Origin of the sequence: Kibdelosporangium banguiense, assembly GCF_017876405.1 — a bacterium.
GTDB classification, from domain to species: Bacteria; Actinomycetota; Actinomycetes; order Mycobacteriales; family Pseudonocardiaceae; genus Kibdelosporangium; species Kibdelosporangium banguiense.
On record NZ_JAGINW010000001.1, the window covers coordinates 4285155 to 4310819 of the forward strand.

At 67.3% G+C, this 25665-nt stretch carries 28 protein-coding genes; 19 read left to right on the plus strand and 9 right to left on the minus strand.

Going from position 1 to position 25665, the window contains the following annotated elements:
- Positions 1-7 precede the first annotated feature (7 nt).
- Both rsmD and coaD read left to right on the plus strand, forming a co-directional pair.
- The gene (gene rsmD, locus JOF56_RS20265; protein ID WP_209640473.1) at positions 8-559 is read left to right on the plus strand and encodes a 16S rRNA (guanine(966)-N(2))-methyltransferase RsmD; all 552 of its coding nucleotides are present in this window, start codon (positions 8-10) and stop codon (positions 557-559) included.
- A 21-nt stretch (positions 560-580) separates the two neighbouring features.
- The gene (gene coaD, locus JOF56_RS20270) at positions 581-1075 is read left to right on the plus strand and encodes a pantetheine-phosphate adenylyltransferase (RefSeq protein WP_209640477.1); all 495 of its coding nucleotides are present in this window, start codon (positions 581-583) and stop codon (positions 1073-1075) included.
- 33 nt (positions 1076-1108) lie between these two features.
- Here the strand turns inward: coaD and JOF56_RS20275 are convergent, their stop codons facing one another.
- The 3 genes from JOF56_RS20275 to JOF56_RS20285 all read right to left on the minus strand — a co-directional run bounded on the left by JOF56_RS20275 (position 1109) and on the right by JOF56_RS20285 (position 3152).
- The gene (locus JOF56_RS20275) at positions 1109-2146 is read right to left on the minus strand and encodes a hypothetical protein (protein WP_209640480.1); all 1038 of its coding nucleotides are present in this window, start codon (positions 2144-2146) and stop codon (positions 1109-1111) included.
- The gene (locus JOF56_RS20280; RefSeq protein ID WP_209640483.1) at positions 2143-2640 is read right to left on the minus strand and encodes a SigE family RNA polymerase sigma factor; all 498 of its coding nucleotides are present in this window, start codon (positions 2638-2640) and stop codon (positions 2143-2145) included. The genes JOF56_RS20275 and JOF56_RS20280 overlap by 4 nt, the downstream gene beginning before the upstream one ends.
- Before the next feature lie 71 nt (positions 2641-2711).
- Positions 2712-3152, minus strand: coding sequence for a GNAT family N-acetyltransferase (locus JOF56_RS20285; RefSeq protein WP_307855793.1), 441 nt, complete (start codon positions 3150-3152; stop codon positions 2712-2714).
- A 66-nt stretch (positions 3153-3218) separates the two neighbouring features.
- On the opposite strand from JOF56_RS20285, the gene JOF56_RS20290 reads away from it, so the two are divergent.
- The 6 genes from JOF56_RS20290 to mutM all read left to right on the plus strand — a co-directional run bounded on the left by JOF56_RS20290 (position 3219) and on the right by mutM (position 6972).
- Complete coding sequence (locus JOF56_RS20290) at positions 3219-3626, plus strand: guanyl-specific ribonuclease (RefSeq protein WP_209640486.1); 408 nt, start codon at positions 3219-3221, stop codon at positions 3624-3626.
- An 80-nt stretch (positions 3627-3706) separates the two neighbouring features.
- On the plus strand, positions 3707-4471 hold the full coding sequence (locus JOF56_RS20295; protein WP_307855173.1) for a DivIVA domain-containing protein: 765 nt from the start codon (positions 3707-3709) through the stop codon (positions 4469-4471).
- Positions 4472-4558: 87 nt separating this feature from the next.
- Positions 4559-5149, plus strand: a complete 591-nt coding sequence (locus JOF56_RS20300) for a YceD family protein (RefSeq protein WP_209640489.1) — start codon at positions 4559-4561, stop codon at positions 5147-5149.
- A 2-nt stretch (positions 5150-5151) separates the two neighbouring features.
- Positions 5152-5334: a 50S ribosomal protein L32 gene (gene rpmF / locus JOF56_RS20305; RefSeq protein ID WP_209640492.1), complete on the plus strand. Its 183-nt coding sequence runs from the start codon at positions 5152-5154 to the stop codon at positions 5332-5334.
- Positions 5335-5360: 26 nt separating this feature from the next.
- Positions 5361-6116, plus strand: coding sequence for a ribonuclease III (gene rnc, locus JOF56_RS20310; RefSeq protein WP_209640495.1), 756 nt, complete (start codon positions 5361-5363; stop codon positions 6114-6116).
- Positions 6109-6972 (plus strand): bifunctional DNA-formamidopyrimidine glycosylase/DNA-(apurinic or apyrimidinic site) lyase, encoded by an 864-nt coding sequence (gene mutM / locus JOF56_RS20315; protein WP_209640498.1) that lies wholly within the window; start codon positions 6109-6111, stop codon positions 6970-6972. Before rnc ends, mutM begins: the two co-directional genes overlap by 8 nt.
- A gap of 4 nt (positions 6973-6976) precedes the next feature.
- Here the strand turns inward: mutM and JOF56_RS20320 are convergent, their stop codons facing one another.
- From JOF56_RS20320 to asnB, 3 genes are read right to left on the minus strand one after another with little or no spacing between them, the layout of a single operon-like run.
- Positions 6977-7456 carry a GNAT family N-acetyltransferase gene (locus tag JOF56_RS20320; RefSeq protein WP_209640501.1) on the minus strand — a complete coding sequence of 160 codons (480 nt, stop codon included), beginning with the start codon at positions 7454-7456 and terminating at the stop codon, positions 6977-6979.
- 32 nt (positions 7457-7488) lie between these two features.
- Positions 7489-7914, minus strand: a complete 426-nt coding sequence (locus tag JOF56_RS20325; RefSeq protein WP_245378322.1) for a MarR family winged helix-turn-helix transcriptional regulator — start codon at positions 7912-7914, stop codon at positions 7489-7491.
- A 19-nt stretch (positions 7915-7933) separates the two neighbouring features.
- Positions 7934-9706 (minus strand): asparagine synthase (glutamine-hydrolyzing), encoded by a 1773-nt coding sequence (gene asnB, locus JOF56_RS20330; RefSeq protein WP_209640504.1) that lies wholly within the window; start codon positions 9704-9706, stop codon positions 7934-7936.
- A 444-nt stretch (positions 9707-10150) separates the two neighbouring features.
- On the opposite strand from asnB, the gene kdpF reads away from it, so the two are divergent.
- The 7 genes from kdpF (at position 10151) to JOF56_RS20365 (ending at position 18352) form a co-directional block, all read left to right on the plus strand.
- Positions 10151-10252: a K(+)-transporting ATPase subunit F gene (gene kdpF, locus JOF56_RS20335; RefSeq protein ID WP_209640507.1), complete on the plus strand. Its 102-nt coding sequence runs from the start codon at positions 10151-10153 to the stop codon at positions 10250-10252.
- Positions 10252-11910: a potassium-transporting ATPase subunit KdpA gene (kdpA, locus tag JOF56_RS20340; RefSeq protein WP_209640510.1), complete on the plus strand. Its 1659-nt coding sequence runs from the start codon at positions 10252-10254 to the stop codon at positions 11908-11910. Before kdpF ends, kdpA begins: the two co-directional genes overlap by 1 nt.
- Positions 11907-13976 carry a potassium-transporting ATPase subunit KdpB gene (gene kdpB / locus JOF56_RS20345; protein WP_209640513.1) on the plus strand — a complete coding sequence of 690 codons (2070 nt, stop codon included), beginning with the start codon at positions 11907-11909 and terminating at the stop codon, positions 13974-13976. The genes kdpA and kdpB overlap by 4 nt, the downstream gene beginning before the upstream one ends.
- 1 nt (position 13977) lies before the next feature.
- The gene (locus tag JOF56_RS20350; RefSeq protein WP_209640516.1) at positions 13978-14571 is read left to right on the plus strand and encodes a potassium-transporting ATPase subunit C; all 594 of its coding nucleotides are present in this window, start codon (positions 13978-13980) and stop codon (positions 14569-14571) included.
- 26 nt (positions 14572-14597) lie between these two features.
- Complete coding sequence (locus JOF56_RS20355) at positions 14598-17144, plus strand: DUF4118 domain-containing protein (RefSeq protein ID WP_209640519.1); 2547 nt, start codon at positions 14598-14600, stop codon at positions 17142-17144.
- Positions 17141-17827 (plus strand): response regulator, encoded by a 687-nt coding sequence (locus JOF56_RS20360; RefSeq protein ID WP_209640522.1) that lies wholly within the window; start codon positions 17141-17143, stop codon positions 17825-17827. Before JOF56_RS20355 ends, JOF56_RS20360 begins: the two co-directional genes overlap by 4 nt.
- Positions 17828-18100: 273 nt before the next feature.
- Positions 18101-18352 carry a hypothetical protein gene (locus tag JOF56_RS20365; protein ID WP_209640525.1) on the plus strand — a complete coding sequence of 84 codons (252 nt, stop codon included), beginning with the start codon at positions 18101-18103 and terminating at the stop codon, positions 18350-18352.
- Positions 18353-18358: 6 nt separating this feature from the next.
- Here JOF56_RS20365 and JOF56_RS20370 read toward each other — a convergent pair whose 3' ends face one another.
- Together JOF56_RS20370 and JOF56_RS20375 are read right to left on the minus strand one after the other, a co-directional pair.
- Positions 18359-19111, minus strand: a complete 753-nt coding sequence (locus JOF56_RS20370) for a CAP domain-containing protein (protein ID WP_307855174.1) — start codon at positions 19109-19111, stop codon at positions 18359-18361.
- A gap of 95 nt (positions 19112-19206) precedes the next feature.
- Positions 19207-19728: a hypothetical protein gene (locus JOF56_RS20375; RefSeq protein ID WP_209640528.1), complete on the minus strand. Its 522-nt coding sequence runs from the start codon at positions 19726-19728 to the stop codon at positions 19207-19209.
- Between the two features lie 141 nt (positions 19729-19869).
- Here JOF56_RS20375 and JOF56_RS20380 point away from each other — a divergent pair, with 141 nt between their 5' ends.
- Positions 19870-20163 (plus strand): acylphosphatase, encoded by a 294-nt coding sequence (locus JOF56_RS20380; RefSeq protein ID WP_209640531.1) that lies wholly within the window; start codon positions 19870-19872, stop codon positions 20161-20163.
- On the opposite strand, the gene JOF56_RS59520 is transcribed toward JOF56_RS20380, so the two are convergent.
- Entirely contained in the window at positions 20160-20294 is a 135-nt protein-coding gene (locus JOF56_RS59520) for a hypothetical protein (RefSeq protein ID WP_281065459.1), read from the minus strand. The genes JOF56_RS20380 and JOF56_RS59520 overlap by 4 nt on opposite strands.
- A gap of 113 nt (positions 20295-20407) precedes the next feature.
- On the opposite strand from JOF56_RS59520, the gene JOF56_RS20385 reads away from it, so the two are divergent.
- From JOF56_RS20385 to smc, 3 genes are all read left to right on the plus strand, one after another.
- Complete coding sequence (locus tag JOF56_RS20385) at positions 20408-20926, plus strand: sigma-70 family RNA polymerase sigma factor (RefSeq protein ID WP_307855175.1); 519 nt, start codon at positions 20408-20410, stop codon at positions 20924-20926.
- Positions 20923-21891, plus strand: coding sequence for an anti-sigma factor family protein (locus tag JOF56_RS58065; protein ID WP_245378323.1), 969 nt, complete (start codon positions 20923-20925; stop codon positions 21889-21891). The genes JOF56_RS20385 and JOF56_RS58065 overlap by 4 nt, the downstream gene beginning before the upstream one ends.
- Positions 21892-22056: 165 nt before the next feature.
- On the plus strand, positions 22057-25641 hold the full coding sequence (gene smc / locus JOF56_RS20395; RefSeq protein WP_209640534.1) for a chromosome segregation protein SMC: 3585 nt from the start codon (positions 22057-22059) through the stop codon (positions 25639-25641).
- Positions 25642-25665 lie beyond the last annotated feature (24 nt).

A 25665-nucleotide genomic window follows, 5' to 3' on the forward strand; every position in this document is an offset into this window, starting at 1 on the left:
TGACGCGGTGACTCGGATCGTGGCAGGTACGGCCGGCGGCCGCCGGTTGGCCGTACCCCCGCGAGGCACCCGTCCGACATCCGACCGGGTCCGCGAAGCAATGTTCAGTGCAATCGAAGCCGCGCTGGATCTGGACGGCGCTCGCGTGCTGGACCTCTACGCCGGATCCGGGGCGCTGGGCCTGGAAGCCCTGTCTCGTGGCGCTTCGGCCGTGACCTTCGTCGAGTCCGACCGCGATGCCCTGACCGTGCTCCGATCGAACATCGCAGCCGTGTCCTTGCCTGGCACCTCAGTCGTTTCCGGCCGTGTCCTGAGCTTTCTGGCCGGTGAACCGTCGCCGTACGACCTGATCCTGGCCGACCCGCCCTACGCGGACACCGACATCGACGCGGTGGTCGCGGCTCTCGCTGGTTGGACGGCGCCCGACGGGCTCGTCATCCTCGAACGCTCGGCCCGCTCGCCCGCACCGGCCTGGCCGGCGTCCCTGGCGCCGCTGAAGGTCCGCAAGTACGGCGACACAGCCCTGCATTGGGCTGAACATCACGCGGCCGAAGAGTGATCAGGCTGCTAGGTTCGGCCCATGCGGAGGGCGCTCTACCCAGGCTCTTATGACCCGGTCACCAACGGGCACCTAGACATCATCGAACGAGCCGCCGAGCTCTTCGACGAGGTCGTCATCGCCGTTATGATCAACAAGAGCAAGAAGACACTGTTCACAGTGCAGGAACGCACGGACATGCTCCGTGACGTCACCACGCACCTGCCGCACGTGCGAGTCGACTCGTGGCACGGGTTACTGGTGCAGTACTGCGAGAAGCACGGCATCAAGGCGATCTTGAAGGGTCTGCGCGCGGTCAGCGACTTCGACTACGAGCTGCAGATGGCGCAGATGAACCAGCAGCTGTCCGGGATCGACACGCTGTTCATGCCGACCAGCCCGGTCTACAGCTTCCTGTCCAGCTCGCTGGTCAAGGAAGTCGCCAAGTACGGCGGCGACGTCTCACACCTGCTGCCGGCTCAGGTCCACCAACGAGTCCTCGACCGCCTCGCCGAACAACGCGCCGCGGAGGGCTGACCTGGCCCGCCGACCGGCGGGCCAGGTCACCGGTCAACGCGGAATGCCGGTCTGCCCGTACCACTGGTAGGTCAGGTCGGTGATCGTCAGGGAGTCGACGATCCTCAGCAGGTCGTCCTTCAACGGCAGGCCGGACTGGGTGGTGTCCCAGACCGCCCGCAGCCAGTAGGTGTCGTCGAGTTTGACCGCGAACTCCGCATAGAACTTCGAATCGGCGTAGGACCCCTGTTTGCCGAGTACGGTCACCGGTTTCATCTGCTCGGGCGGGAAGCCGGGCGGCCGGGCGGCCGCCACGTACAAGCTGACTCTGTCAATGCCATATCCCCTGGCGGCGGACACTGTTGTGAAGATTTCGGCCCGGGTGGGGCCACTGGACTCGTAGCCTTGCGGTTGCATGCCGTCCGGCAGCCAGCCGAAGGTCATCGCGGGTGACATCGGGACGGCTGCGTCCGACCGGACTGAACGGGCCACCCGCATCGCGGTACCGGTCACATCCGGCAGTAATTCAACGTTGACGCTCACCTCCTCGGTCGGCGTCGCCATCCACTGGACACTCACCTTGTCGGGGCCCATCGAGATCAGAACGGCCGGAATGCCGTTGACCTCGGTTGGTGTGGAGTTCTGGACCGGAGTGAGCGCGGTCGTCTGGCGCACGGTCATCAGGACCCGCTCCCACTCGGAGTTGAGCCTCCATGACCGGGACATCATGGCGTTGGAGTTGGCAGTGGGATGGGCAGGCCGATGCCCACGCTTGAACTCGGTCATCCCGGGTGGCAGCCATGTCGGTGCGTATTTCATCACTGGTCCGGGCACGGTCGGTTTCGCTGACGTCGTAGGCGAAGGCGGGGGACCCATCTGGTGGTTCGCGGGTGGCGGGCTGAACACCGACACCGAGATCACCACGGATACGGCGGCCACGATCGCCGCACCTGCTGCGAGCAACGCCAACCGCGGCATGCCCTTGTGTGTCCGTGCTGTCCGGGCGTTCACTGCCTCGCGCACTCTGTCGGTGTCCGGCTGGAGATCGGTTCGCCGTTGCAACGCGTCCTTGACTGACTCTTCCAGGTTCACCGGCTCCCCTTCCCTTCCAACGGCACCACAGTTCGTAGAGTCGCGAGCGCACGAGAGGCGTACGAGCGCACAGAACTCGGCCGGCAACCCATCAGACTGGCGATTTCGGCGTCCGGCAGATCGCAGATGTAACGCAGCACCAGCACGGCCTGCTGGGCGCGAGGCAACCGGTCGATCTGGGCCGACAACGCGTCGCGCTCGGCGTACCGGCCGGCCATGTCCGTCGCCTCGAAACCGAATTCGGCCATGTCGGCGGGCGCCACCGGCATGTCCTGTGAGGATTTACGCCGCCGCCACGACAGGAACTCGTTGGTGATCATTCGGCGGACGTAGCGCTCCGGCAGGTCGAGCGTGCCGATCCGGCGCCACTTGCGGTGTGTACGGACCAGGACCTCCTGCACGATGTCCTCGGCCAGGTGCACGTCGCCGGTCAGGACCGCCGCGTAGCGCAGCAGCGCCGGTAATCGCGCCGTCATGAACTCGTCGAACGTCAAATCGGTGCCTCCCCGGTGTGTGGTGGTTCCCTACACGCGGTCAGGCACCCGGAACGCTGCGCCCGATTTCTCTACAGCGGGAGTTTCATGCCGACGTGGCTCGCCTTGAAGCCCAGGCGTTCGTAGAACCTGTGAGCGTCCGCGCGGCTGGCGTCGGTGGTGAGCTGGACGAGGCCGCAGCCGCGGGCACGGGCCTCAGCGATTGCCCACTCGATGAAGCGCCGGCCGAGGCCGGACCCGCGTTGATCGTCACGGACGCGGACGGCCTCGATGGTCGCGCGTTTCATGCCGAGGCGGGACAGCCCGGGAGTGAAGGTCAGCTGCAGCGTGCCGACGACTTCTCCGTTGTCGTCCAGTACCGCGAGCAACTGGTTCGGGTCGGCGTCGATCTCGGCGAAGGCCGCCAGGTAGCGGGGGTCGCCGGGGCTTTCGCGCTTGGCTGCGAGCTGGTCGTTGGCGATCATGGCCACGATTTCGGCGACGTCGGCGGCTTGAGCTCGGCGGATCTCCACTGTCACGCCGTAACAGTGCCATTCGGGATTCACGGAACCGTCACTCGAACGGGTTACGTTCGGACAATGACCAACATCACATTACGTGCAGTGCAGGTCCTGTTCGCGCTCGTGATCGGTCTGGTGGGCGTCGCCGTCCCTGCCGGGGCCGCGGACCTGCAGGTCCAGGCCGCGTGCGGCAACACGTCCGGCTTCACCAAGGTCAACCTCTCGTCCCTGCCCACCCAGGCGACCGACACCGTGCGGCTCATCCAGCGCGGCGGCCCGTTCCCGTACCCGCAGGACGGTTCCGTCTTCCAGAACCGGGAGCGCATCCTCCCGATCTGCTCGAACGGCTACTACCACGAGTACACCGTCAAGACGCCCGGTAGCTCCACGCGCGGTGCGCGGCGAATCGTGACCGGCAGCGCCGGCGAGTACTTCTACACCGCAGACCACTACGCCAGTTTCCGTCTCGTCAACATTCGCGCCTGACACACCTGCCGACGTCCACCCCAGTCCGCCGACTTACCGGCAGACTGGGGCCGGCGGAAAATGTGAGAGGGAGGCGCAGGGTGTACCGGGTTTTCGAGGCTCTTGACGAGCTGGTCACGATCCTCGAGGAGGCCCGTGGCGTCCCGATGACCTCCAACTGCATCGTGCCCCGCGGTGATTCGCTCGAACTGCTCGACGAGATCCGGGACGCCATCCCCGGCGAGCTCGACGACGCCCAGGACGTCCTGGACCGCAAGGACGAGATCGTCGGCAAGGCCGAGCACGAGGCCAACACCAAGCTCAGCAAGGCCACCTCGGAGGCCGAGACCGCCCTGGCCAACGCGCATGCCGAGGCCGAGCGGATCCTGGCCGACGCGCAGGCCCGTGCACACCGGCTGGTCAGCGAGGCCGAGCAGGCCGCCGACCGGGAGGTCGCCAAGGGCCACGCCGAGTACGAGGAGCTCGTCGGCCGGGCTCACGCGGAGGCCGAGCGGATGCTGCAGGCCGGCCGTGAGTCCTATGAGCATGCCGTCGAGGACGGCCGGATCGAGCAGTCGCGGATGGTCTCGCAGACCGAGGTCGTCCAAGCGGCGCACGTCGAGTCCAACCGGATCCTCGACGCCACCGCTCAGGAGGCCGACCGGCAGCGCGCCGAGTGCGACGCCTATGTGGACGGCAAGCTCGCGGAGTTCGAAGACCTGCTCGCGCACACGCTGCGGACCGTGGGCAAGGGCCGCACGCATTTGCGGGCCACTCAGGCGACCGGGATCCACGTACCGAATCCGCACGTTCAAGGCGCTTTGCCGCAGAAGAACGGCGCCGCGCCCTTCGACTACGACGGCTGACCTCGCCCCGATTTTTCCTCGCCCGGCCTCGTCGCGTACTCTTGTCGGGTTGACCTTTCCCGACCAACTACCTACCCGAGTAGGAACATGTCCGAAAACCGGCAGGCCACCACCCGGAACGCCGCTGCCAGCCCATGGGCGATAGACACCCGTGAGCTCGGCCGTCGTCCGGGTAGCAGCCGTGCCGTGCACCGGGTGGTGGCTCTCGAGTCCCCGCTCGGCGTCGAGGACGTCATCGCCGCACCTGTCGGCGCCGATGTCGACGTGGACGTCCTGCTCGAATCGGTGGTCGAAGGCGTACTGGTCTCCGGTACCGCGTCGGCGCCCCTGGAGGGCACCTGCTCGCGGTGTCTCGACCCGATCTCCGACCGGGTCGAGGTGGAGCTGACCGAGTTGTTCGCATACCCGTTCAGCGCCACCGACGAGACCACGGACGAAGACGAGGTCCCACGCCTCGTCGACGACCGGATCGACCTGGAGCCCGTAGTGCGCGACGCCGTCGTGCTCGCGTTGCCGCAGGTCCCGTTGTGCTCGCCCGACTGCGCCGGACTGTGCTCCGGTTGCGGAGTGAAGTGGGCGGATCTCGGTCCGGACCACGGGCATGAGAAAATCGATCCACGCTGGGCCGCGTTGCAGGAGCGGCTCGGCGATTCCAGTGACCGACCTGAGGAGAAGTAGCCGTGGCCGTTCCCAAGCGGAAGATGTCGCGCTCGAACACCCGCGCGCGCCGCGCACAGTGGAAGACCACCGCGATTCCACTGGAGCCGTGCAGCAACCGCGCGTGCCGCCAGCCCAAGCCCCAGCATGTCGCCTGCCCGAACTGCGGCCAGTACAACGGCCGCCAGGTCACCCAGCCTGCTTGATCGAAAAGGCGGAGGCACAGAGGGCAATGGGAGGCAGGGGCGGCCGTAACGGCGCGGGAGATCCCAATTCGCTGATGGCAGCGCTCGGTGTCCAATTGGACTCCGATTTGCTTCAACTTGCCCTCACCCACCGTTCGTACGCGTACGAGAACGGTGGGCTGCCGCCCAACGAGCGGCTGGAGTTCCTCGGCGACTCGGTGCTCGGCATGGTGATCACCGATCACCTGTACCGGACGCACAGCCAGTTGCCTGAGGGACAGCTGGCAAGGCTGCGGGCGAGCGTGGTGAACATGCACGCGCTCGCCAGAGTGGCCAGGGCTCTCGGGGCCGGCGGTCTGGGCGCGCATCTGCTGCTGGGCCGCGGTGAGGAGCTCACCGGCGGCCGTGACAAGGCGAGCATTCTCGCCGACACGCTCGAAGCTGTGATCGGCGCGGTGTACCTGCAGGAGGGCATCGACGTCGCCCGCACAGTGGTGCACAAGCTCTTCGACCAGCTGCTGGACGAGGCGCCCCGGCGCGGTGCCGGCCTGGACTGGAAGACCAGCCTGCAGGAGCTGTGCGCGTCGGCCGGTCTCGGCGTGCCCGAGTACCGGGTGGAAGAGGAAGGCCCGGACCACCGCAAGGAGTTCAAGGCCACGGTGGTCGTCGCCGGGCAGAGCTACGGCAGCGGTGACGGGCGGACCAAGAAGGAAGCCGAGCAGAAGGCGGCCGAGGCTGCCTACCGTGAGCTGTCGGAGATCCACCTGCCCGAGAACGGGTCCGATTCGGGCAGCGGTGCCTGAGCTTCCCGAGGTCGAAGTCGTCCGGCGCGGCCTGGCGGATCATGCCGCCGGTCGCGTGATCACCCAGGCCGAGGTCATGCACCCGCGTGCGGTGCGCAGGCACCTGCCTGGTTCGCTGGATTTCGAGGCCCGGCTGGCCGGTCAGCGCATCGACGCGGCCCGCCGCCGGGGCAAGTATCTCTGGGTCGAGCTGTCCGGCGGCGACGCGATGATCGCGCACCTGGGCATGAGCGGCCAGATGCTGGTCCGCCCGCTCGGTTCCCCGGACGAGAAGCACCTGCGGGTCCGGTTACGGTTCGCCGACGGCGGCCCGGAGCTGCGATTCGTCGACCAACGGACATTCGGCGGTCTCGCCCTGTCCGACGTGGTCGAAGTCGACGGCACGCGCCTGCCCGAGCCGGTCGCGCACATTGCTCGCGACCCCATGGACCCCGCGTTCGATCAAGCCGCTGTGGTCCGTGCAATGCGCCGCAAACGCACCGACGTCAAACGGGCATTGCTCGACCAGACTCTGGTCTCCGGGATCGGCAATATCTACGCCGACGAAGCCCTTTGGCGCGTGAAACTCCACTGGGCCCGGCCGACCGACCAGCTGACCGCCCCGAAATGCGCCGCCTTGTTGTCGGCGGCTTCGGACGTGATGAACGAGGCCCTCGCAGTCGGCGGGACGTCCTTCGATGCCTTGTACGTCAACGTCAACGGCCAGTCCGGATACTTCGACAGGTCATTGAACGTCTACGGCCAGGAAGGCAAGCCGTGCGGCCGATGCGGCCGCCCGATCCGCCGAGAGCCGTTCATGAACCGCTCGTCCTTCTCCTGCCCCAAATGCCAGCCCCGCCCGGCCGCAACCGCGTGAGGTCCTAGTAGACGAGTTCGTGGACCAGGAACTCCGTACCGGCGCTGGGGTCGCTCTCCAGCGGCATGCGGACCCCGGTCGGAGTGAAACCGTTGCGCAGGAAGAGCTTCCTCGCCGCGTGGTTGCCGTCGGCCACCCGCAAGTACACCCGTTCATGCCCGCGCTCACGTGACCAGCGGAGCATCTCGGCCACCAGCGCGTCCCCCACGCCCCTGCCGCGGGCACCTGCATGCACCCAGGCCGCGACCAGCGTCGGATCGTTGCCATCCTCCGGCACATACCCGGCGATCGTGCCGACCGCGTCCTCGCCCACGAACGCCACCGCCGCCATCCCGTTCGACAGTCGCGCACGCCAGGCCGCCTCGTCGAACTGCTGCTCCAAGGCAAGCGAAGACCCAAACGCATACGGCGCATCCGCGAGCGAGGCCAAGCGCACGTCCCGCCAGATCCGCCAGTCGTCCGGCACCAACCGTTGCACTCTCACGGAGAAACACGGTAATGCGTGCTGAACCCCAGCTACGGCTGAGTTGCGAGTTTGTTGAGGATAGGGGCGATGTGCTGGAGTTGTTCCTGATCGGCGGGGTCCAGTTGGCTGATGCGGGTGACCAGTTCCTCGGCTTCGCCGTGGGCCAGGGAGAGCAGGGTTTCGCGGCCCGCGTCGGTGACCACGACACGGATGGCGCGGCCGTCCGCCGGGTCGGGTTCCCGGCGGACGTAGCCGACTGCCTCCAGGCCGGTGACCGCGACGGTCGCGGTCGGCTGGGAGCACGGCACGCGTAGCGCCAGCTCACCGATACGCATGGGCCCGGCGCTGACCAACTGGGTCAGTACGAGGATCTGAGTCGGCTGCAAGCTGTTGCTGTCGCGCACCGCGTGCCGCAGTGATCTGAGCAACCGGTGCAGCGCGACGACGATGTCGAAGGCCTGCTGCTCGGTTGTCAAAATTCGCCCTTCATGGACGTTAGAACATCATTTCCGGCTGGTACATGTCCAGCCAGGTCGCCAGGTTCAGGATCCGTTCCATGCTGTGCCGCTCGCCGGCGTCCAGGGCGGATCGCTTGATCAGGGTGAAGACCGGGTGGGTCGCGGGCAGGGCCCTGGCCTGCCGGGTGACGTCCGCGACGTACTGCGGGTCCTGTGTGGACGGATAGGGGCTCTTCACGCGCTGCACCACCGATTGAGGCAGTACGTCCTTGGTGGCGCCGCGTAGCAGGCTCTTCTCGCGGCCGTCGTAGGTCTTCATGGACCATGGGGTGTTGTAGACGTACTCCACCAGCCGGTGGTCGCAGAACGGCACCCGGACCTCCAGCCCGACGGCCATCGACATCCGGTCCTTGCGGTCCAGCAGGATTCGCACGAACCGGGTCAGGTGCAGGTACGACATGACCCGCATCCGGTGGGTGAAGTCGTCCTCACCGTCGGCCCTGTCCACTTCGGCCACGGCCGAGTTGTAGTTGTCGATGAGGAAGGTCCGCATGTCCAGGGCCTTCTCCAGGCCCGGCGCGAGCGACGACTCGCGGTGCATGTTCCGCATGAGCAGCAGCCAGGGGTAGAAGTTCGCCCGCTGGATCTCCGGGTCGTGGAACTGCCGGTACCCGCCGAAGATCTCGTCGGCGGACTCGCCGGACAGCGCGACGGTCGACTGCCCGCGGATCGCCTTGAACAGCAGGTACAGCGAGGCGTCCATGTCGCCCAAGCCGGCCGGGATGTCCCGGGCTCCAACGACTTTGCGCCGTAGTTCGGGGTCGGAGAGCGCGCCGTGGTCCAAAACGATGTCGCTGTGGTCGGTCTTCACGTGGTCGGCGACGTCGTGCACGTAGGGCGTGTCCGGTGTGGACCGCAACTCGTCGGGCTGGAAGTTCTCGGCCTGGCCGACGAAATCGACCGCGAACGACCGGACCGGCTCGTCGAGCTGGGCGGCCGCCAAGGCGGTGATCGCGCTGGAGTCAAGGCCGCCGGACAGCAGCACGCACCGCGGCACGTCGGCGACCAGCTGCCTGCGCACGATGTCGTCGAGCAGTTCCCGGACATGCCCGACGGTGTCTTCCAGGGAATCGTTGTGCGGCTTGGATTCCAGCCGCCAGTAGGTCCGCGTGCGGATGCCGTCCTCGGACACTGTCACGATCGTGCCCGGCTCAACCTCCTGCATACCCTCCCAGAACGCGTTGCGCGGTGTCTTGACGAACCCGAACAGCTCACGGAACCCGTCGACGCCGACAACCCGCTTGGCCAGCGGGTTCGCGAAGATCGCCTTCGGCTCGGAGCCGAACAGCACGCCGTCGGCCGTGGGGTAGAAGTAGAACGGCTTGATGCCCATCCGGTCGCGGATCATCACCAGCTCACGCGTGCGCCCGTCCCAGATCGCGAACGCGTACATCCCGTTCAGACGGTCGGCGACGGCTGCGCCCCAGGTCAGGTAGCCACGCAGGACGACCTCGGTGTCGCTGTCGGTGGTGAAGCGCTCGCCTTTGCCGATCAGCTCCTCGCGTAGTTCGGTGAAGTTGTACGCCTCGCCGCTGTAGACCATGACCACGTCACCGATCTGCATCGGCTGTGCGCCGCCAGGCAGGTCGATGACCGCCAGCCGGCGGTGGCCCAGGGCGGCTTGTGGCGTTGTCCACGTCCCCGCCGCGTCGGGGCCACGACAGGACATGGTCTCGGTCATCGCGTCGAGTGTTGCCTGCTCATGGGTCAGATTCCGGCGGTACGAGACCCACCCGGTGATCCCACACATGTGTTACCTCCTCAGTACCCTCCGTGTATTTACATTGTTAGCTAATACAACTAAGTCGCGCAAGGTTGTTCGGCCTGAAACCGCTGCGAGTTTGTTTCATTCGGGCAAAACGGCATTTCTCCGTAAAAACGGCGGAGATGTGCACTGCTGGTGGTCGATGTCAGCTTCGTCACCAGATAGCTATCGCCTGTTCGGCCTAGCCGGGGACGGTGGGTGACCGGCGACCTCAGGATCGCGTAAACGCGGTGGTCGGCCGCATAAAGACCCCATCAGGTGAGCCCCGATCGAGCGGCTCGGGGATGCACGCTCTCACCAGCCGGGTCACCATCGGGGCGACCCTGTGGCATGAGATGGGAGCGCGTACATGGCCGACTTGGCCTATGCGGTGCTGCTGATCGGCATCTTCGCCGTGCTGGCACTCGCCTTGCGTGGCCTGGAGCGGTTGTGAGCGGGACAGGAGACCTGGCCAACATCGTCGCCGCGGTTCTGGCCCTCGCGCTGCTTGTGTACCTGTTCGTCGCGCTGATTCGACCGGAGAAGTTCTGATGTCGCCCACCTGGGCCGGCCTGGTGCAGGCCGGTCTCCTTCTGCTGGCCCTGGGCCTGGCGTACAAACCGCTGGGCGACTACATGGCCAAGGTCTTCACCAGCGAGCGGCACCTCAGGCTGGAACGGGCCGTCTACAAGGTCGGCCGCGTCGACCCCGGCTCGCAGCAGCACTGGAAGACGTACGCGTCCAGCGTGCTGGCGTTCTCGTTCGTCTCGGTGGTGTTGCTGTATCTCATCCAACGGCTGCAACCGTTGCTGCCGTTCAACTTCGGTCGTGTGGTCGAGCCGGGTGTCGCGTTCAACACCGCGATCAGCTTTGTCACGAACACGAACTGGCAGTCCTACATCCCCGAAGCGGTGATGGGGCACACGGTTCAGATGCTGGGCCTGACCGTGCAGAACTTCCTGTCCGCCGCGGTCGGCCTGGCGGTCGCGATCGCGCTGATCCGGGGTTTCACCAGGTCGAAGACTGATCGGCTGGGCAACTTCTGGGTGGACCTGACCCGCGGCACGGTCCGGATCCTGTTGCCGATGGCATTCGTCTTCGCGATCGTGCTGATCGGGTTCGGTGTCGTGCAGAGCCTCAAGTCCGGTGTGGACGTGACGAACCCGGACGGATCGGCGAGCCGGATCGCGCTCGCGCCCGCCGCCTCCCAGGAGGCGATCAAGGAACTGGGTACGAACGGCGGCGGCATCTTCAACGCCAACTCCGCGCATCCCTTTGAGAACCCCAGTTCGTGGTCGAACCTGATCGAGATCTTCCTGCTGCTGGTGATCCCGGTCAGCCTGACCCGCACCTTCGGTGTGATGGTCGGCAACAAGCGGCAGGGCACGGTCCTGCTGAGTGTGATGGGCGTGCTCTGGACAGGGATGCTCGCGGTGATCTGGTGGGCCGAGGCGCACCCGAACGGTCCGTTGGCGCTGCTGGCCGGTGGCGGTATGGAGGGCAAGGAAGTCCGGTTCGGTGTCGCGGCGTCTTCGCTGTTCGCCAACGCCACCACCAGCACCTCGACGGGTGCGGTGAACGCCATGCACGACAGCTTCAGCGGCCTCGGCGGTGGCGGGACGTTGCTCAACATGATGTTCGGCGAGCTGTCGCCCGGCGGTGTGGGCACTGGTCTGTACAGCATCCTTGTCATGGCAGTTATCGCGATGTTCCTAGCCGGATTGATGGTCGGCCGTACGCCTGAGTATCTAGGCAAGAAACTGGGCAAACGGGAAGTCACCTGTGCCGCTATCGCGATCCTGGCGATGCCGACTGTGTTGCTGCTCGGCACTGGAGCCGCATTGCTGCTGCCGGACACCGCCGGCGCGTTGAACAACCCTGGCGCGCACGGATTCTCCGAGGTGCTCTACGCCTACACCTCGGCCAGTAACAACAACGGCAGCGCGTTCGCCGGTATCACGGTGACCAACGACTGGTTCCAGTCGACGCTCGCGGTGTGCATGGCGATCGGCCGGTTCGTCCCGATCATCGCTGTCCTGTGCCTGGCGGGTTCCCTTGCCGCGCAACGCAAAGTTCCCGAGACCGCGGGCACCCTGCCGACCACCAGCCCGCTGTTCGCGACCATGCTCGTCGGCACGGTCGTCCTCGTCGCGGCGCTCACGTTCATCCCGGCCCTCGCGCTGGGCCCGATTGCAGAGGCATCGGCATGACCCCAGTTCAGACCCGGACTCCTGAGGAGGAGACCCGGCACCACGTCGAGAACGCGGGCCGGGTGGGCGCCGGGGTCTTCAAACCCAGCCAGCTCGTGGCGAGTTTCCCCGATGCTCTGCGCAAGCTCGACCCACGTCACCAGGCCCGTAACCCCGTGATGTTCGTGGTGTGGGTGGGTTCGCTGCTCTCGACGGTGTTCGCGATCGGCGACCCGAACGTCTTCACGATCGGGACGGCGTTGTGGCTGTGGTTCACGGTGCTGTTCGCCAACCTCGCCGAGGCCGTCGCCGAGGGCAGGGGCAAGGCCCAGGCCGAGACGCTGCGGCGGACCAAGAAGGAGACCGTCGCGCGCAGGCTGGTCTCCGATGATGTCGAGGAACGGGTTCCCGGAATCGAGCTGAAGATCGGTGACCGGGTCGTCGTGGAGGCGGGCGAGGTCATCCCCGGCGACGGTGACGTCGTCGAAGGCATTGCCACGGTTGACGAGTCGGCCATCACGGGTGAGTCCGCGCCGGTGATCCGGGAGTCCGGCGGCGACCGCTCGGCCGTCACGGGCGGTACGACGGTGTTGTCCGACCGGATCGTGGTCCGGATCTCCACCAAGCCCGGCGAGTCGTTCGTGGACCGGATGATCGCCCTGGTCGAAGGCGCGCAGCGGCAGAAGACGCCGAACGAGATCGCGCTGACGATCCTGCTGTCGACGTTGACGATCATCTTCCTGCTGGCGGTCGTGGCGTTGCAGCCGATGGCCAGGTTCGCCGGCAGCCTGCAGTCGGTGATCGTGCTGACCGCACTGCTGGTCTGCCTGATCCCGACCACCATCGGCGCGTTGCTCTCGGCGATCGGCATCGCCGGGATGGACCGGCTGGTGCAGCGCAACGTCCTGGCGACCTCGGGCCGTGCGGTCGAGGCTGCGGGTGACGTGAGCACGCTGTTGCTGGACAAGACCGGAACGATCACCTTCGGCAACCGCAGGGCGACCGAGCTGATCCCGGTCGGACAGTCCACAGTGGCCGATCTGGCCCGCGCGGCGAGGCTCTCCAGCCTGGCTGATGGCACACCCGAAGGCCGTAGCATCGTCGAGCTCTGCACCACGGAACACGGCCTGCCCGCGTCGCCGACCGAGCACGAGATGACCGGTGTCTTTGCGGAATTCACCGCCCAGACTCGGATGAGCGGCGTCGACCTGGACGGCACGTCTGTGCGCAAGGGCGCGGCGAGCGCGGTGAAGGCCTGGGTCGGCGGAGACGTCCCGGCCGAGGTCGACGAGATCGTCGACAAGATCAGTGCCGAGGGCGGAACACCGCTGGTGGTAGCCGAAGGCGACACGATCCGCGGCGTGATCCGGCTCTCGGACGTGGTCAAGCCTGGTATGCGTGAGCGGTTCGACGAACTGCGCGCGATGGGCATCAAGACGGTCATGATCACGGGCGACAACCCGTTGACCGCCAAGGCCATCGCCGAGCAGGCCGGTGTGGACGACTATCTCGCCGAGGCCAAGCCCGAGGACAAGATGGCCCTGATCCGCAAGGAGCAGGAGGGTGGCCGGCTGGTCGCGATGACCGGCGACGGCACCAACGACGCGCCTGCCCTGGCGCAGGCGGACGTCGGCGTGGCGATGAACACGGGAACCATGGCGGCCAAGGAGGCCGGCAACATGGTCGACCTGGACTCCAACCCCACCAAGCTGATCGAGATCGTCGAGATCGGCAAGCAGCTGCTGATCACCCGGGGCGCGCTGACCACGTTCTCGATCGCCAACGACCTGGCGAAGTACTTCGCGATCCTGCCTGCCATGTTCGCGGGCATCTACCCGCAGCTGGGCAAGCTCAACATCATGGCATTGCACTCGCCGAACTCCGCGATCCTCTCGGCGGTGATCTTCAACGCCCTGATCATCGTGGCGCTGATCCCGTTGGCACTGCGGGGTGTCCGCTACCGGCCATCGAGCGCTCGCTCGTTGTTGCGGCGCAATCTGTTGGTGTACGGCCTGGGCGGGATCGTCACGCCGTTCGCCGGCATCTGGCTCATCGATCTGCTCGTCCGACTCATCCCGGGAATCTGACATGACGAAGCAAATACTTGCCGGGCTGCGGATCCTGATCGTTCTGACTGTCCTCACCGGCATCCTCTACCCGCTGGGCGTCTGGGCGGTGTCCCGGATCCCGGGTCTCCAGGCCAACGCGGAAGGCTCGATCGTCAACCAGAACGGCCAGGCCGTGGGCTCTGAACTGATCGGGATCAACCCGGTCGCCCAAGATCCGAACCATGACCCGTGGTTCCACACCAGGCCGTCCGCGGGTGCGAAGGATCCGCTCGGCGCTGGCGACCCGTCCACCTCGGGCGGTTCGAACAAGAGCGCGGCGAACGAGGACTACATCGCTGTGGTGATGCAGCGTCAGGACGCGATCGCCAAGCGCGAAGGCGTGGACCCCTCCAAGGTCCCGGCCGACGCGGTGACGGCGTCCGCGTCCGGCCTCGACCCGCAGATCAGCCTGGCCTACGCCGAGTTGCAGATGCCGCGGGTGGCCCGGGAGAACGGCCTGACCGAGGACCAGGTCAGGCAACTGGTCGCGCAGAACACCACGCAGGGCATCGGTGACCCCGGCGTGAATGTGCTCAAGCTCAACCTGGCGGTTGTGGCCATGAAGCGCGGGTGAGCAGGCCCAGAGCGCACACTGTTGACGTGGATTACAAGCGTCGGCGCGGTGAGCTGCGGATCTACCTGGGTGCGGCGCCCGGTGTCGGGAAGACCTTCGCCATGCTCGGCGAGGCTCACCGGCGCCGCGAGCGCGGTACCGACGTGGTCGTCGGCCTGGTCGAGACACACGACCGGGCCAAGACCGCGCAGCTGCTCGAAGGTCTCGAGGTGATGCCCCGGCGGCACATGGACCACCGGGACAAGGCGTTCGACGAACTGGATGTGGACGCGGTGCTGGCCCGTAAACCGGAAGTCGCGGTGATCGACGAGCTGGCGCACACCAACATCCCCGGCAGCCGCAACGGCAAGCGCTGGCAGGACGTCGAGGAGCTGCTGGAGGCCGGGATCGACGTGCTGTCCACGGTGAACGTGCAGCACCTGGAGAGCCTCAACGACGTCGTGCAGCGGATCACCGGCGCCCGTCAGCTGGAGACCGTGCCCGACGAGGTGGTCCGCAAGGCCGAGCAGATCGAGCTGATCGACATCACTCCCGAGGCCCTGCGCCGCAGGCTGGCGCACGGCAACGTCTATCCGGCGCACAAGATCGACGCGGCGCTGGCCAACTACTTCCGTCCCGGCAACCTCACCGCGCTGCGTGAGCTGGCGCTGCTGTGGGTCGCCGACCAGGTGGACGTGGCGCTGCGCCGGTATCGCGCGGAAAAGGACATCACGGACACGTGGGAAGCCCGCGAACGTGTGGTCGTGGCCATCACGGGCGGCAAAGAGAGCGAGACGCTGATCCGTCGCGGCACCCGGATCGCCGCGCGGGCCGGGGCCGAGCTGATGGTTCTGCACATTCTGCGTGGTGACGGGCTGACCGGCGTCAGTCCCGGTGCCGTCGGCAAGCTGCGCAAATTGACTGACGACGTCGGTGCGACCTTCCATACCGTTGTCGGCGACGACGTTCCGACGGCAATGCTCGATTTCGCGCGTGGGGTCAATGCGACTCAACTTGTCGTGGGCACCTCCCGGCGCACTCGGCTGGCGCGTGTCTTCGACGAGGGCATTGGCGCGGCTGTCGTGCAGAGATCCGGGCCGATTGACGTGCACATGGTCACGCACGAGGAATCCGGCGGCAGGCTGCGCGCGAAACTCGCCAGGAGCCCGTTGTCGCGGCGGCGCCGGATTGCCGGCTGGTCGCTGGCGGTGGTGCTGCCCGCGCTGGCGACCCTGTTCGGGGTCTGGATGCGGGACGACCTGATCCTGTCGACGAATGTGATCGACTACTTCCTGTCGATCGTGATCGTGGCGCTGGTCGGCGGTCTCGGGCCGGCGCTGTTCGCGTCCCTGGTCAGCGCGGCTCTGCTGAATTTCTTCTTCACCGAGCCGTTCTACACACTGACCGTGAACGCTCAGGAAAACGTGGTGACGTTGGTCGTCATGGTGGTCGTCGCCGTGATGGTCGCCGTAGTGGTCGACAGAGCCGCTCGACGGGCGGAGCTCGCAGCAAGGGCGCGCACTGAGGCGGCATTGCTCGCGTCCTATTCGCGGACTGTACTGACCCATGACCAGCCATTGGACCGATTGCTGGAGAAGGTCCGGGAGAACTTCGGATTGCATTCGGTCGCTCTGCTGGAGAAAACCGACGGTGAATGGAGCCGGGTCGCGTGCGTCGGGGAGAGTCCATGTGACGAGCCCGACGAGGCCGATGTGGACATTCCGGTGACCAATGACGTACATCTGGCTCTGCGCGGACGTGCATTGCCCGCAGGTGACCGCCGAGTGCTCGAGGCCGCAGCGGGGCAAGCGCTGCTTGCATTGCGTCAGCAGCGAATGGCCGATCAGGCACGACAGGCGCAGCGCCGGGCCGAGACCACCGAGCTGCGAACCGCATTGTTGTCGGCAGTCGGACACGACCTCCGTACGCCGTTGACGTCCATCAAGGCCGCGGTGGGCAGCCTGCGAGCGCCCGACCTGGATCTTTCCGAGGAGGACACCGCGGAGTTGCTGGCCGACGCCGAGGAGTCCGCCGACCGGCTGGCCGGGCTCGTGGACAACCTGCTGGACTCGTCACGCCTGGCGACCGGAGCCGTCGAGCCGCGGATGAAAGCCGTCGGCTACTACGAGGTCGTGGCCCGCGCGCTGTCCGGACTGGACGGACGCAACGGCATCGCGGTCGATGTGGACGAGACGCTGCCACTGGTCCTGGCCGATGTCGGTCTGCTGGAACGGGTTGTGGCCAATGTGGTGGACAATGCGTTGCGGCACGGGACACTTGTACCGAGGCGGCACGTCGATGTGGACGGTGACGGGCAGGTGAGCGTGGACGAGCCCGCGGTCGCGGTGCGCGCCAGCGCCTATGGTGATCATGTGGAGCTGTGGGTGGTGGATCACGGCCCAGGCCTGCCCAAGGGGGCTTCGGCCGCGGTTTTCCAGCCGTTCCAACGGCTCAACGACCGCGGCACGGGCGTCGGGCTCGGCCTGTCGGTGGCCAAGGGGTTCACCGACGCGATGGGTGGCACGATCAGAGCCGAGGACACGCCTGGCGGCGGGCTGACCGTCGTGATCTCACTTCCGGAGGCCAAGTCATGACCAAGGTCCTTGTGGTCGACGACGAACCGCAGATCGTCCGCGCGCTGCGGATCAACCTCTCGGCGCGCGGCTACCAAGTGATCACCGCACACGACGGGTCCGCCGCCCTGCGCGCGGCCGCCGAAGGCAGACCGGACGTGGTCGTCCTCGACCTCGGCCTGCCCGACATCGACGGCACCGAGGTCATCGCCGGTCTGCGCGGCTGGACGACCGTGCCGATCATCGTGCTCTCCGCCCGGACCGACTCCGGCGACAAGGTCGAGGCCCTGGACGCGGGTGCGGACGACTACGTGACCAAACCCTTTGGCATGGACGAACTGCTGGCCCGGCTGCGCGCCGCCGTCCGCCGCTCCACAGTGGCCGGCCCCGGCGAGGAGCAGGCCGTGATCGACACCGGCTCGTTCATCGTGGACCTGGCCGCCAAGAAAGTCCTCAAGGAAGGCACCGAAGTCCACCTCACGCCCACCGAATGGGGCGTGCTGGAGGTGCTGGTGCGCAACAAAGGCCGCCTGGTCGCCCAGAAACAGCTGCTCCAGGAGGTCTGGGGCCCCGCATACGCCGCCGAGACGCATTATCTGCGCGTTTACCTGGCCCAGTTGCGCCGAAAGCTCGAACCCCAGCCCTCCCAGCCCAGGCACCTGCTCACCGAGCCGGGCATGGGCTACCGCTTCGAGACTTCGTGACACTGGGAAAACTGGACGAATTATTAGGCCGAAGGGCGTTGCTTTCGTAACGTCCCGGTCACGGGGACTCACTCGATCGGATGGTCTTTGTTGCTATGGACCAGACCATTCCGAGATTCTTTCATATGTGGAGGGCCTGTTCGCCAGCGACGACGAAGAAGGTGAGCAGTGTGAATGAGTGCCCAGTCTGTCTCGGGTCGGGAATGGCGCCTAATCGCAAGGACTATTGTCGTGCATGTGGCGGTGTCGGCCAGGTACCCAAGTGAGTGCCCGATGTGTCAAGGGGAGGGCGTGCTGCGCTGGCAGCAGCCCTGCCCCGACGGGGTGCTGCGCGAGTTGGAGCACCCCTGCCCCAACGGCTGCGGACCAGGCTGGCGTCACCCGGCGGCCGAGAACGACCAGGTGATCGAGGGTGACGGGGAAGACGACCGGCCGGTCCGGGCCAGGGGCCGGGCCGACGAGGCCAACGCCGTGGGCGGTGCGTTCGTCGGCCAGGCCCTCGAGGCCTGGGGCTTCAAGGACTGATATTCGCTAGAAACCGAAATTCTGTGTCCACAAGAACCCATTCGTGTCAACCGCGACACCGATATTCTTGTACGCGCAGTTCTCGATGTTGGTGCGGTGTCCTGGCGAGTTCATCCACGCGTCCATAACCGCTTCGGCCGTGCGCTGGCCTTTGGCGATGTTCTCCGCGCCCGGCCGTGGGTAACCGGCTGTCTTGATTCGCTGGTCGAATGTCCTCTGATCGAGTGACGTGTGGGAGAAATAGTTCTGGTTCGCCATATCCGTGCTGTGCTCCTGGGCCGACGCGGTCAGCCGGTCGTCGACCGAAATCGGGCAGCCTGGACGGACCTGGTTGACCAGGGTGACGACCTGGGCGGCCAGCGCCGGGTTGGGGGAGCCCGGCTGGTCGTTCTCCGGCGTCTGCGTGGGCTGTGGCGGGGCTGGTGGCGGTGGCGGCGGGGGTTCGGGGGAGCTCGACGACGCCGAAGACGATTTGGTGGCCGGACTGGCGGTCGTGGACGTCGGAGTCGAGCTGGTGGGGGTGGACGAACCGGCTGAGGCAGGACCGGACAGCGCCGTGGCGGTCTGCGAGGGCGGGGTGGTGCCGGTCTGTCTGATCTCGTTTCCGGCGCCGTTGTAACCCATCGCCACCGGCACTTCGGGGGATCTCCCGCCGTTGGACAACTTGATGATGGTGGCGGCGCCGGCGATCGCCGATCCGGCGACAAGCGCGGCCAGCCCTACCATGATCGTGGCGCGTCGGGGTCGCGTTTCACTCACGGTCGCGTAACGTACCACCGACAGGGGATCTTGTCGGCCTTTCGGGTGGTTTTACTAGTCAGCCCGGTTTACCCCGTGTGAGTACGTTTGGCCGCTTACTTCGCCGTCGTGGTGGTGGTCCCGCTCGGCTGCGTGGTGGTCGTGCTCGAGCCGCCCGAGGACGTCGTCGTCTTCGAGGTTGTCTCCGGCGGGGGTTCGTTGCCGCCGCCACCGTTACCGCCGCCACCAGGTGGCGGTAACGGTGGATTCTGCTGGCCAGGGTCGTTGGGCTGGCCCGGCTGCGGCGTACCGCTGCTGCGCGGCCTGCTGGAGGACGAGGTGCTCGGCGGCGAGCCTGGAGCCGGCGACGTCTCCGCGCTGGACGGCGTCTCACTGACGCCACCCGACAGCGGGGTCGCACCCTTGGGGGAGTTGTTCACCTGGGTGACGACCGGTGGCACATTGTCGCCAGTCCGCGCTTCGTCACCGCTCGCGACGGCGAAGCTGGCCAGCGCGGCACAGGCGGTCGCAACGCCGACTCCGGCGGCCGCGAGCAGAGCGTACGGCGCGCGCCTGGCACCGGACACCGGCCCTTCGGCGGGTGGCTGCAGCTCGGTCCGGTCGGGTGAATCGGCCATGCGGGGGCTCCTCCTCGCGGGCGCTTCGGTTGTCCCCGTCGGGATCCCGTCCGGCCGTCGTCGGCCGGACCGGGCGTCACGGCTCGGCAAAATACCACTACCGAACGACACCCGATCGTTGAGCCTGCGATCATTTGGAGCATGGTTTCGAGGGCCGAGCGGCCTATGGTCCGGCTGACAGCGTGGGTGCACGGACGCGTGCAGGGCGTCGGTTTTCGCTGGTGGACGCGTAGTCGTGCACTGGAGCTGGGCCTGGTGGGCGCTGCGCGCAACCTCCAGGACGGCCGGGTTGAGGTCGTCGCGGAGGGCGGCCGAGAGGATTGCGAGCGACTGCTCGTAATGCTGCGCGGTGGAGATTCACCCGGTCGTGTGGACACGGTGGTGGAGCGTTGGTCGGAGGCCCGGGGCGGGCTCCGGGGGTTCGTCGAGCGTTAGTAGCCGCCCTGCACAGACCCGCCGTCCTGCTTGGCCGGGCCGTCGTTCGGGGTACAGGCCGCGAACACGACGACCATCAGCGCGCCGAGCACCGCTCCGACGGCCCGCGCCGCTATGTTGAACTTCACCACGTCGACCTCCCTTTTCCGGTGTGTTCCGGTCCGAAATCAACTACGTACGATCGGTGACGCAGGTTCACCCGTCCGGCGTGAACCACATCGGAGGAGGGGGCGTAGTAGTCGGCGTGGGGAGCACCCCCGAGCAGCGCGACGAGCTGATTCGCGAGCTCTACGAGAAGTACAGGCGACCGTTGCTGGCCTACGCCCTTCGGTCGGTCGGTGGCGACCTTCAGCGGGCGGAGGACGTGGTTCAGGAGACGCTGTTGCGTGCGTGGCGCAACTCGCACACCTTGAGTGTGGATCAGGCCGGGCCGTGGCTGTACACGGTGACCCGGAACCTGATCGTCTCCGGATACCGCCGGCAGGGCGCGCGAGTCACCGAAGTGCCCATGCCCGCCCAGGACATCCCGCGCACCGATGACGACTTCGACCGGGTGCTGCAGAGCTGGCAGATCGCCGAGGCGATGCGCGCGTTGAGCAAGGAGCACCGCGCGGTGATCGGTGAGCTGTTCTTCCGCAGGCGAACCGTGGCGGAGGCGGCCTCCGTGCTCGGCATCCCGCCGGGCACTGTCAAATCGCGGTCGTTCTACGCGCTCCGCGCGTTGCGCGACGCTCTTGAGGAACGGGGGGTGACCGAGCCATGACCTGCCGCCACACCGTCTCGCTCGGCGCCTACTTGCTTGGCGCACTGGACCCGGCCGACCGGTCGGCGTTCTCCCGGCACCTGGATACCTGCCCGATCTGCAAGGCCGAGATGCTGCGGCTCGCCCCGTTGCCCGGCCTCCTGCAACGGCTGACCCCCGAGGACTACGCCGAGATAGAGATCGGCGACGCCCCCGACTGGCCACCACCCCCACTGCCGGCCGACCTGCTGCCCGCCATCCCGCTGGCCGACATCCCGGCCGACATCCCCATCGACCTGGCCTTCCCGCTGCCTCCGATCCCGCCACCAGCAGAAACAATCACCGGCCCGGCCTCGCCGGAGGGCGCCGACCCGCTGCCGAACCTGCCCGCTGATCCGGCTGGTGAGTTGCCCTCGCAGCCTGTTTCCGAACAGTCACCGGACTCGTCCGCGCAAATGCCTGCCGAATTGGTTGCGGAGCTTCCAGGCGGCCAGGAGCCGGTGGGTGATGTTCCGGTTGTCGAGGTGCTTTCGCCGGTGACGGACATTTCGCCGAAGGCGGCCCGTCGGGGCTGGTGGCGGCGGCAAGGGCTGGCTGTGGCCGCGGCTGCTGCGGTTGTTCTGCTGGCTATTGGTGGGCTGGTCATGTTCCGGCCGGTCGGGGGGAATACCGATACCGCGATCTCGCCGGTTACGTGGACTGCGGTCGATCCGACCACCGGTGTTCACGGGCGGGTCGAGCTGACCAGCCGGGGATGGGGGACCGAGGTGAAGGTCTCCATGCAGGATGTTCCGGCTGGGCGCAAGATCTGTCACCTTGTCGTCTACGGCCGGGATGGGACCCAGGAAGTCGCGGGCAAGTGGACTGCGGGGTACTACCGGGAGGTCCGTTCGATCCCCGGCAGCAGCTCCATCCGGCTCAAGGACATCGACCGGGTGGAGGTAATCGCGGCGGGTGGCGTCCTGGTCGGCATGCATTCGCCCTGAGCGGCGTGTCGGCGCACGTAGGAGCGGGTATCCGCCGACGCGGGGAGCGTGCCTCCACCGGATGCTCACCGTGCCCGGGTACCCTCGCTGAGATAGCCACCGCGGTCCTTGATCAACAGGATCGCGCCCCGACGTCCCAGTCGCACCGGAGAGGTCAACCGTTTCGTGCACCTCAAGAGCCTGACGCTGAAGGGCTTCAAGTCCTTCGCCTCAGCGACGACGCTGCGCTTCGAACCAGGGATCACCTGTGTCGTCGGCCCCAACGGGTCCGGCAAGTCGAACGTGCTCGACGCGCTGAGCTGGGTGATGGGTGAGCAGGGCGCCAAGTCGCTGCGCGGCGGCAAGATGGAGGACGTCATCTTCGCGGGCGCAGGCCAGCGCCAGCCGCTCGGCCGCGCCGAGGTGACGCTCACGATCGACAACACCGACGGCGCGCTGCCGATCGACTACACCGAGGTCTCGATCACCCGCCGGATCTTCCGGGACGGCGCGAGCGAGTACGAGATCAACGGCTCGTCCTGCCGGCTGATGGACGTGCAGGAACTGCTGTCGGACTCCGGTATCGGCCGGGAGATGCACGTCATCGTCGGCCAGGGCCAGCTGGGCGCGATCCTGGAGTCCAAGCCGGAGGGCCGCCGGGCCTTCATCGAGGAAGCGGCCGGTGTCCTCAAGCACCGCAAGCGCAAAGAGAAGGCGCTGCGCAAGCTCGACGCGATGCAGGCCAACCTCACCCGCCTGACGGACCTGACCGCCGAGCTGCGCCGTCAGCTCAAGCCGCTGGGCAAGCAGGCCGAGATCGCTCGCCGCGCCCAGGTCGTGCAGATGGAGCTGCGGGACGCGAGGCTTCGCCTGATCGCGGACGATTTGGTGACCCAGCGCTACGAACTGGCCAAGGAAGAGGCCGACGAGGCCAGCGCGCGGGCCAAACGCGGTGAGGTCGAGCGTGCGCTGCAGTTCGCGCAGGCCGAGCAGAACGAGCTGGAAGCCTCGCTGGCTGAGGACGCGCCGGCGTTGCAGGCCGCGCAAGATGCCTGGTACCGGCTGTCCGCGCTGGCTGAAAGGCTGCGTGGCACGGTGCGGCTGGCCGCCGAGCGTGCCCGGCATCTCGCGGACGGCGGCGAACGCCAGGACCAGGGCCGCGACCCCGAAGTGCTTGAAGCCGAAGCCGAAGAGGCCGCTGAGCTGGAGGTCGAGCTCGCCGAAGGCGTCGAGGTGGCCCGCGAGGCCCTCTCGGAGGCGTTGGGGCGCCGGTCCGAGCTGGAGAACGCGGTCGCGGCTGCCGAAAAGGCGCATATCGCCGCGGTACGGGCGATCGCCGACCGGCGGGAAGGCCTGGCGCGGCTCGCCGGTCAGGTCGAGGCGCTGCGCAGTAAGAACAGTGCGACGGCCGAGGAGATCGAGCGGCTGTCCACCACCCTCGCCGAAGCCGAGGAACGTGCCGAGGTCGCCGCCGGCGAACTGGCCGAGACCGAGCTCGAGACCGGCGTCGAGGACTCTGACGACGAAGGCCTGCAGCGCAGGCACCAGCAAGCGGTCGAGGCGTCCGAACACGCCAAGGCCCGGGTCAACGAGCTGGTCGCCGCCGAGCGTGCGGCTGAGCGGGAGATCGCTTCGTGGCGTGCCCGTGTCGACGCGCTTTCGCTGGGGCTGAGCCGTAAAGACGGCGCGGGTGCGCTGCTTGCTGCCGGGCACCGGTTGCCGGGTCTGCTCGGGTCGATCGCCGCTTTGCTGACGGTGCAGCCTGGTGCTGAGGTCGCGCTGGCCGCGGCGCTGGGCCCGATCGCGGATGCGGTCGCGGTTGCCGGTGGCGAAGACGCGATGACGGCGTTGTCTCTGTTGCGGGACAACGACGCCGGCCGCGCCGGGATCGTCATCGGCGGTGGTGGGTCCACTGTGGATCGATCGGTCTGGCCGATGCTGCCGGGCGGGGCCCGGTGGGCGATCGATCTTGTGCGGTGCCCGGACGGTCTGCGGCCCGCTTTGGAACGTGCGCTCGATCGTGTTGTGGTCGTTGAGAATCTGGTGACCGCAAGGCAGGTCGTCGCTTCGCAGCCGTCGCTGCGCGCGGTCACGACCGAGGGCGACCTGCTCGGTGCGGACTGGGCCGTCGGTGGTTCCGGACGTGCCGAGAGCGTTATCGAAGTGCAGGCGGCCGTTGACGAGGCCAACGACAAACTGGCCACTGTGGAGCGTGGGCTCGCGGAAGCCGTTGGGGCGCTTGAGGGTGCTCGTGCAGAGCAGGACGCACGGCGTGACGAGGTCAACGCGGCCAAGGAAGCGCTGGGCGAGGCGAAGGTCCGTAAGGCCCGCTCGGGTGAGCGGATCGCGCGGATGCGTCAGGCCGCGAACACCGCGATGGCCGAGGTCGAGCGCGTCCGCAACCAGCGTGCCAAGGTCGAGCAGGCCCGTGAGGAGCAGCTCACCAAGCTGGCCGAGCTGGAGGAGCGCCTGCTCGGTGCCCAGGAGCAGCCACTCGACGACGAGCCCGACTCGCGGGTGCGTGACGAGGCCGTCGCGTCGCTGAACACCGCGCGCCAGCAGGAAATGGACTCGCGGTTGGCGTTGCGCACGGCTGAGGAACGTGCGCGTGCCGTCGCCGGTAAGGCCGAAGGTCTTCGCCGTGCCGCCCGTCAGGAGCGCGAGGCCCGCGAGCGGCACGAGCGTGCGCGGCAGGCGCGTCAACGCGGCAAGCGCGTGGCCGATGCTGTTGTCCGCGGCGGTGAGCTCGCCATCGAACGCATCGACTTGTCGTTGCAGCGCGCCGCCGAGCAGCGGGATCAGGTCGCGTCGCGGCGCACCCAGCGTGAGGCGGCGTTGACCGAGGTCCGGATGCGCGTGCGTGAGCTGTCGACGCAGCTGGAGAAGCTGACCGACGCCGTGCACCGGGACGAGGTTCTCCGAGCCGAGCAGCGGCTGCGGATCGAACAGCTGGAAACCAAGATCGCCGAGGACTTCGGCATGGGCCTGGACGACCTGGTCGCCGAGTACGGCCCGGATCGCCCGGTTCCGCCACCGCCCAACGAGATCGCCGAGTACGAGGCGGCGAAGGAACGCGGCGAGGACGTGACCCGCCCGCCGTCCTCGGCCTACGACCGCGACGCCCAGCAGCGCCGCGCCAAGAAGGCCGAGCGGGACCTTTCCCTGCTGGGCAAGGTGAACCCGTTGGCGCTGGAGGAGTTCGCGGCGCTGGAGGAGCGCTACAAGTTCCTCTCCACCCAGCTGGAAGACCTCAAGGACACCCGCCGCGACCTGCTGACTGTGGTGAAAGAGGTGGACGACAAGATCCTCGAGGTCTTCGCCTCGGCCTACGAGGACGTCGCCCGCGAGTTCGAGATCGTCTTCCACACCCTGTTCCCGGGTGGCGAGGGCCGGATGATCCTGACCGACCCCGACGACATGCTCACCACCGGCGTGGACGTGGAGGCCCGCCCGCCCGGCAAGAAGATCAAGCGCCTGTCGCTGCTGTCCGGTGGCGAGAAGTCCCTGGTCGCGGTCGCCATGCTGGTCGCGATCTTCCGCGCCCGCCCTTCGCCCTTCTACGTGATGGACGAGGTCGAGGCCGCACTGGACGACACCAACATGCGTCGCCTGATCGGCCTGATGAAAGAGCTGAAAGCCACCTCCCAGCTGATCATCATCACCCACCAGAAACCGACCATGGAGATCGCCGACGCCCTCTACGGCGTCAGCATGCGCGGCGACGGTGTCACCCAGGTCATCTCCCAGCGCCTCAACCAGAAGAAGGACTAGGCTGGCGGCAGCCGATCTTCTCAC

What these genes read in the sequence shown, in the direction of transcription:
- coaD (WP_209640477.1), top strand. Translation starts at nt 581, where the DNA reads ATGCGGAGGGCGCTCTACCCAGGCTCTTATGACCCGGTCACCAACGGG.
- JOF56_RS20290 (WP_209640486.1), top strand. Translation starts at nt 3,219, where the DNA reads ATGACCAACATCACATTACGTGCAGTGCAGGTCCTGTTCGCGCTCGTG.
- JOF56_RS20300 (WP_209640489.1), top strand. Translation starts at nt 4,559, where the DNA reads ATGTCCGAAAACCGGCAGGCCACCACCCGGAACGCCGCTGCCAGCCCA.
- rnc (WP_209640495.1), top strand. Translation starts at nt 5,361, where the DNA reads ATGGGAGGCAGGGGCGGCCGTAACGGCGCGGGAGATCCCAATTCGCTG.
- asnB (WP_209640504.1), bottom strand. Translation starts at nt 9,706, where the DNA reads ATGTGTGGGATCACCGGGTGGGTCTCGTACCGCCGGAATCTGACCCAT.
- kdpA (WP_209640510.1), top strand. Translation starts at nt 10,252, where the DNA reads ATGTCGCCCACCTGGGCCGGCCTGGTGCAGGCCGGTCTCCTTCTGCTG.
- kdpB (WP_209640513.1), top strand. Translation starts at nt 11,907, where the DNA reads ATGACCCCAGTTCAGACCCGGACTCCTGAGGAGGAGACCCGGCACCAC.
- JOF56_RS20350 (WP_209640516.1), top strand. Translation starts at nt 13,978, where the DNA reads ATGACGAAGCAAATACTTGCCGGGCTGCGGATCCTGATCGTTCTGACT.
- JOF56_RS20360 (WP_209640522.1), top strand. Translation starts at nt 17,141, where the DNA reads ATGACCAAGGTCCTTGTGGTCGACGACGAACCGCAGATCGTCCGCGCG.
- JOF56_RS20365 (WP_209640525.1), top strand. Translation starts at nt 18,101, where the DNA reads ATGTGTCAAGGGGAGGGCGTGCTGCGCTGGCAGCAGCCCTGCCCCGAC.
- JOF56_RS20375 (WP_209640528.1), bottom strand. Translation starts at nt 19,728, where the DNA reads ATGGCCGATTCACCCGACCGGACCGAGCTGCAGCCACCCGCCGAAGGG.
- JOF56_RS20380 (WP_209640531.1), top strand. Translation starts at nt 19,870, where the DNA reads ATGGTTTCGAGGGCCGAGCGGCCTATGGTCCGGCTGACAGCGTGGGTG.
- JOF56_RS58065 (WP_245378323.1), top strand. Translation starts at nt 20,923, where the DNA reads ATGACCTGCCGCCACACCGTCTCGCTCGGCGCCTACTTGCTTGGCGCA.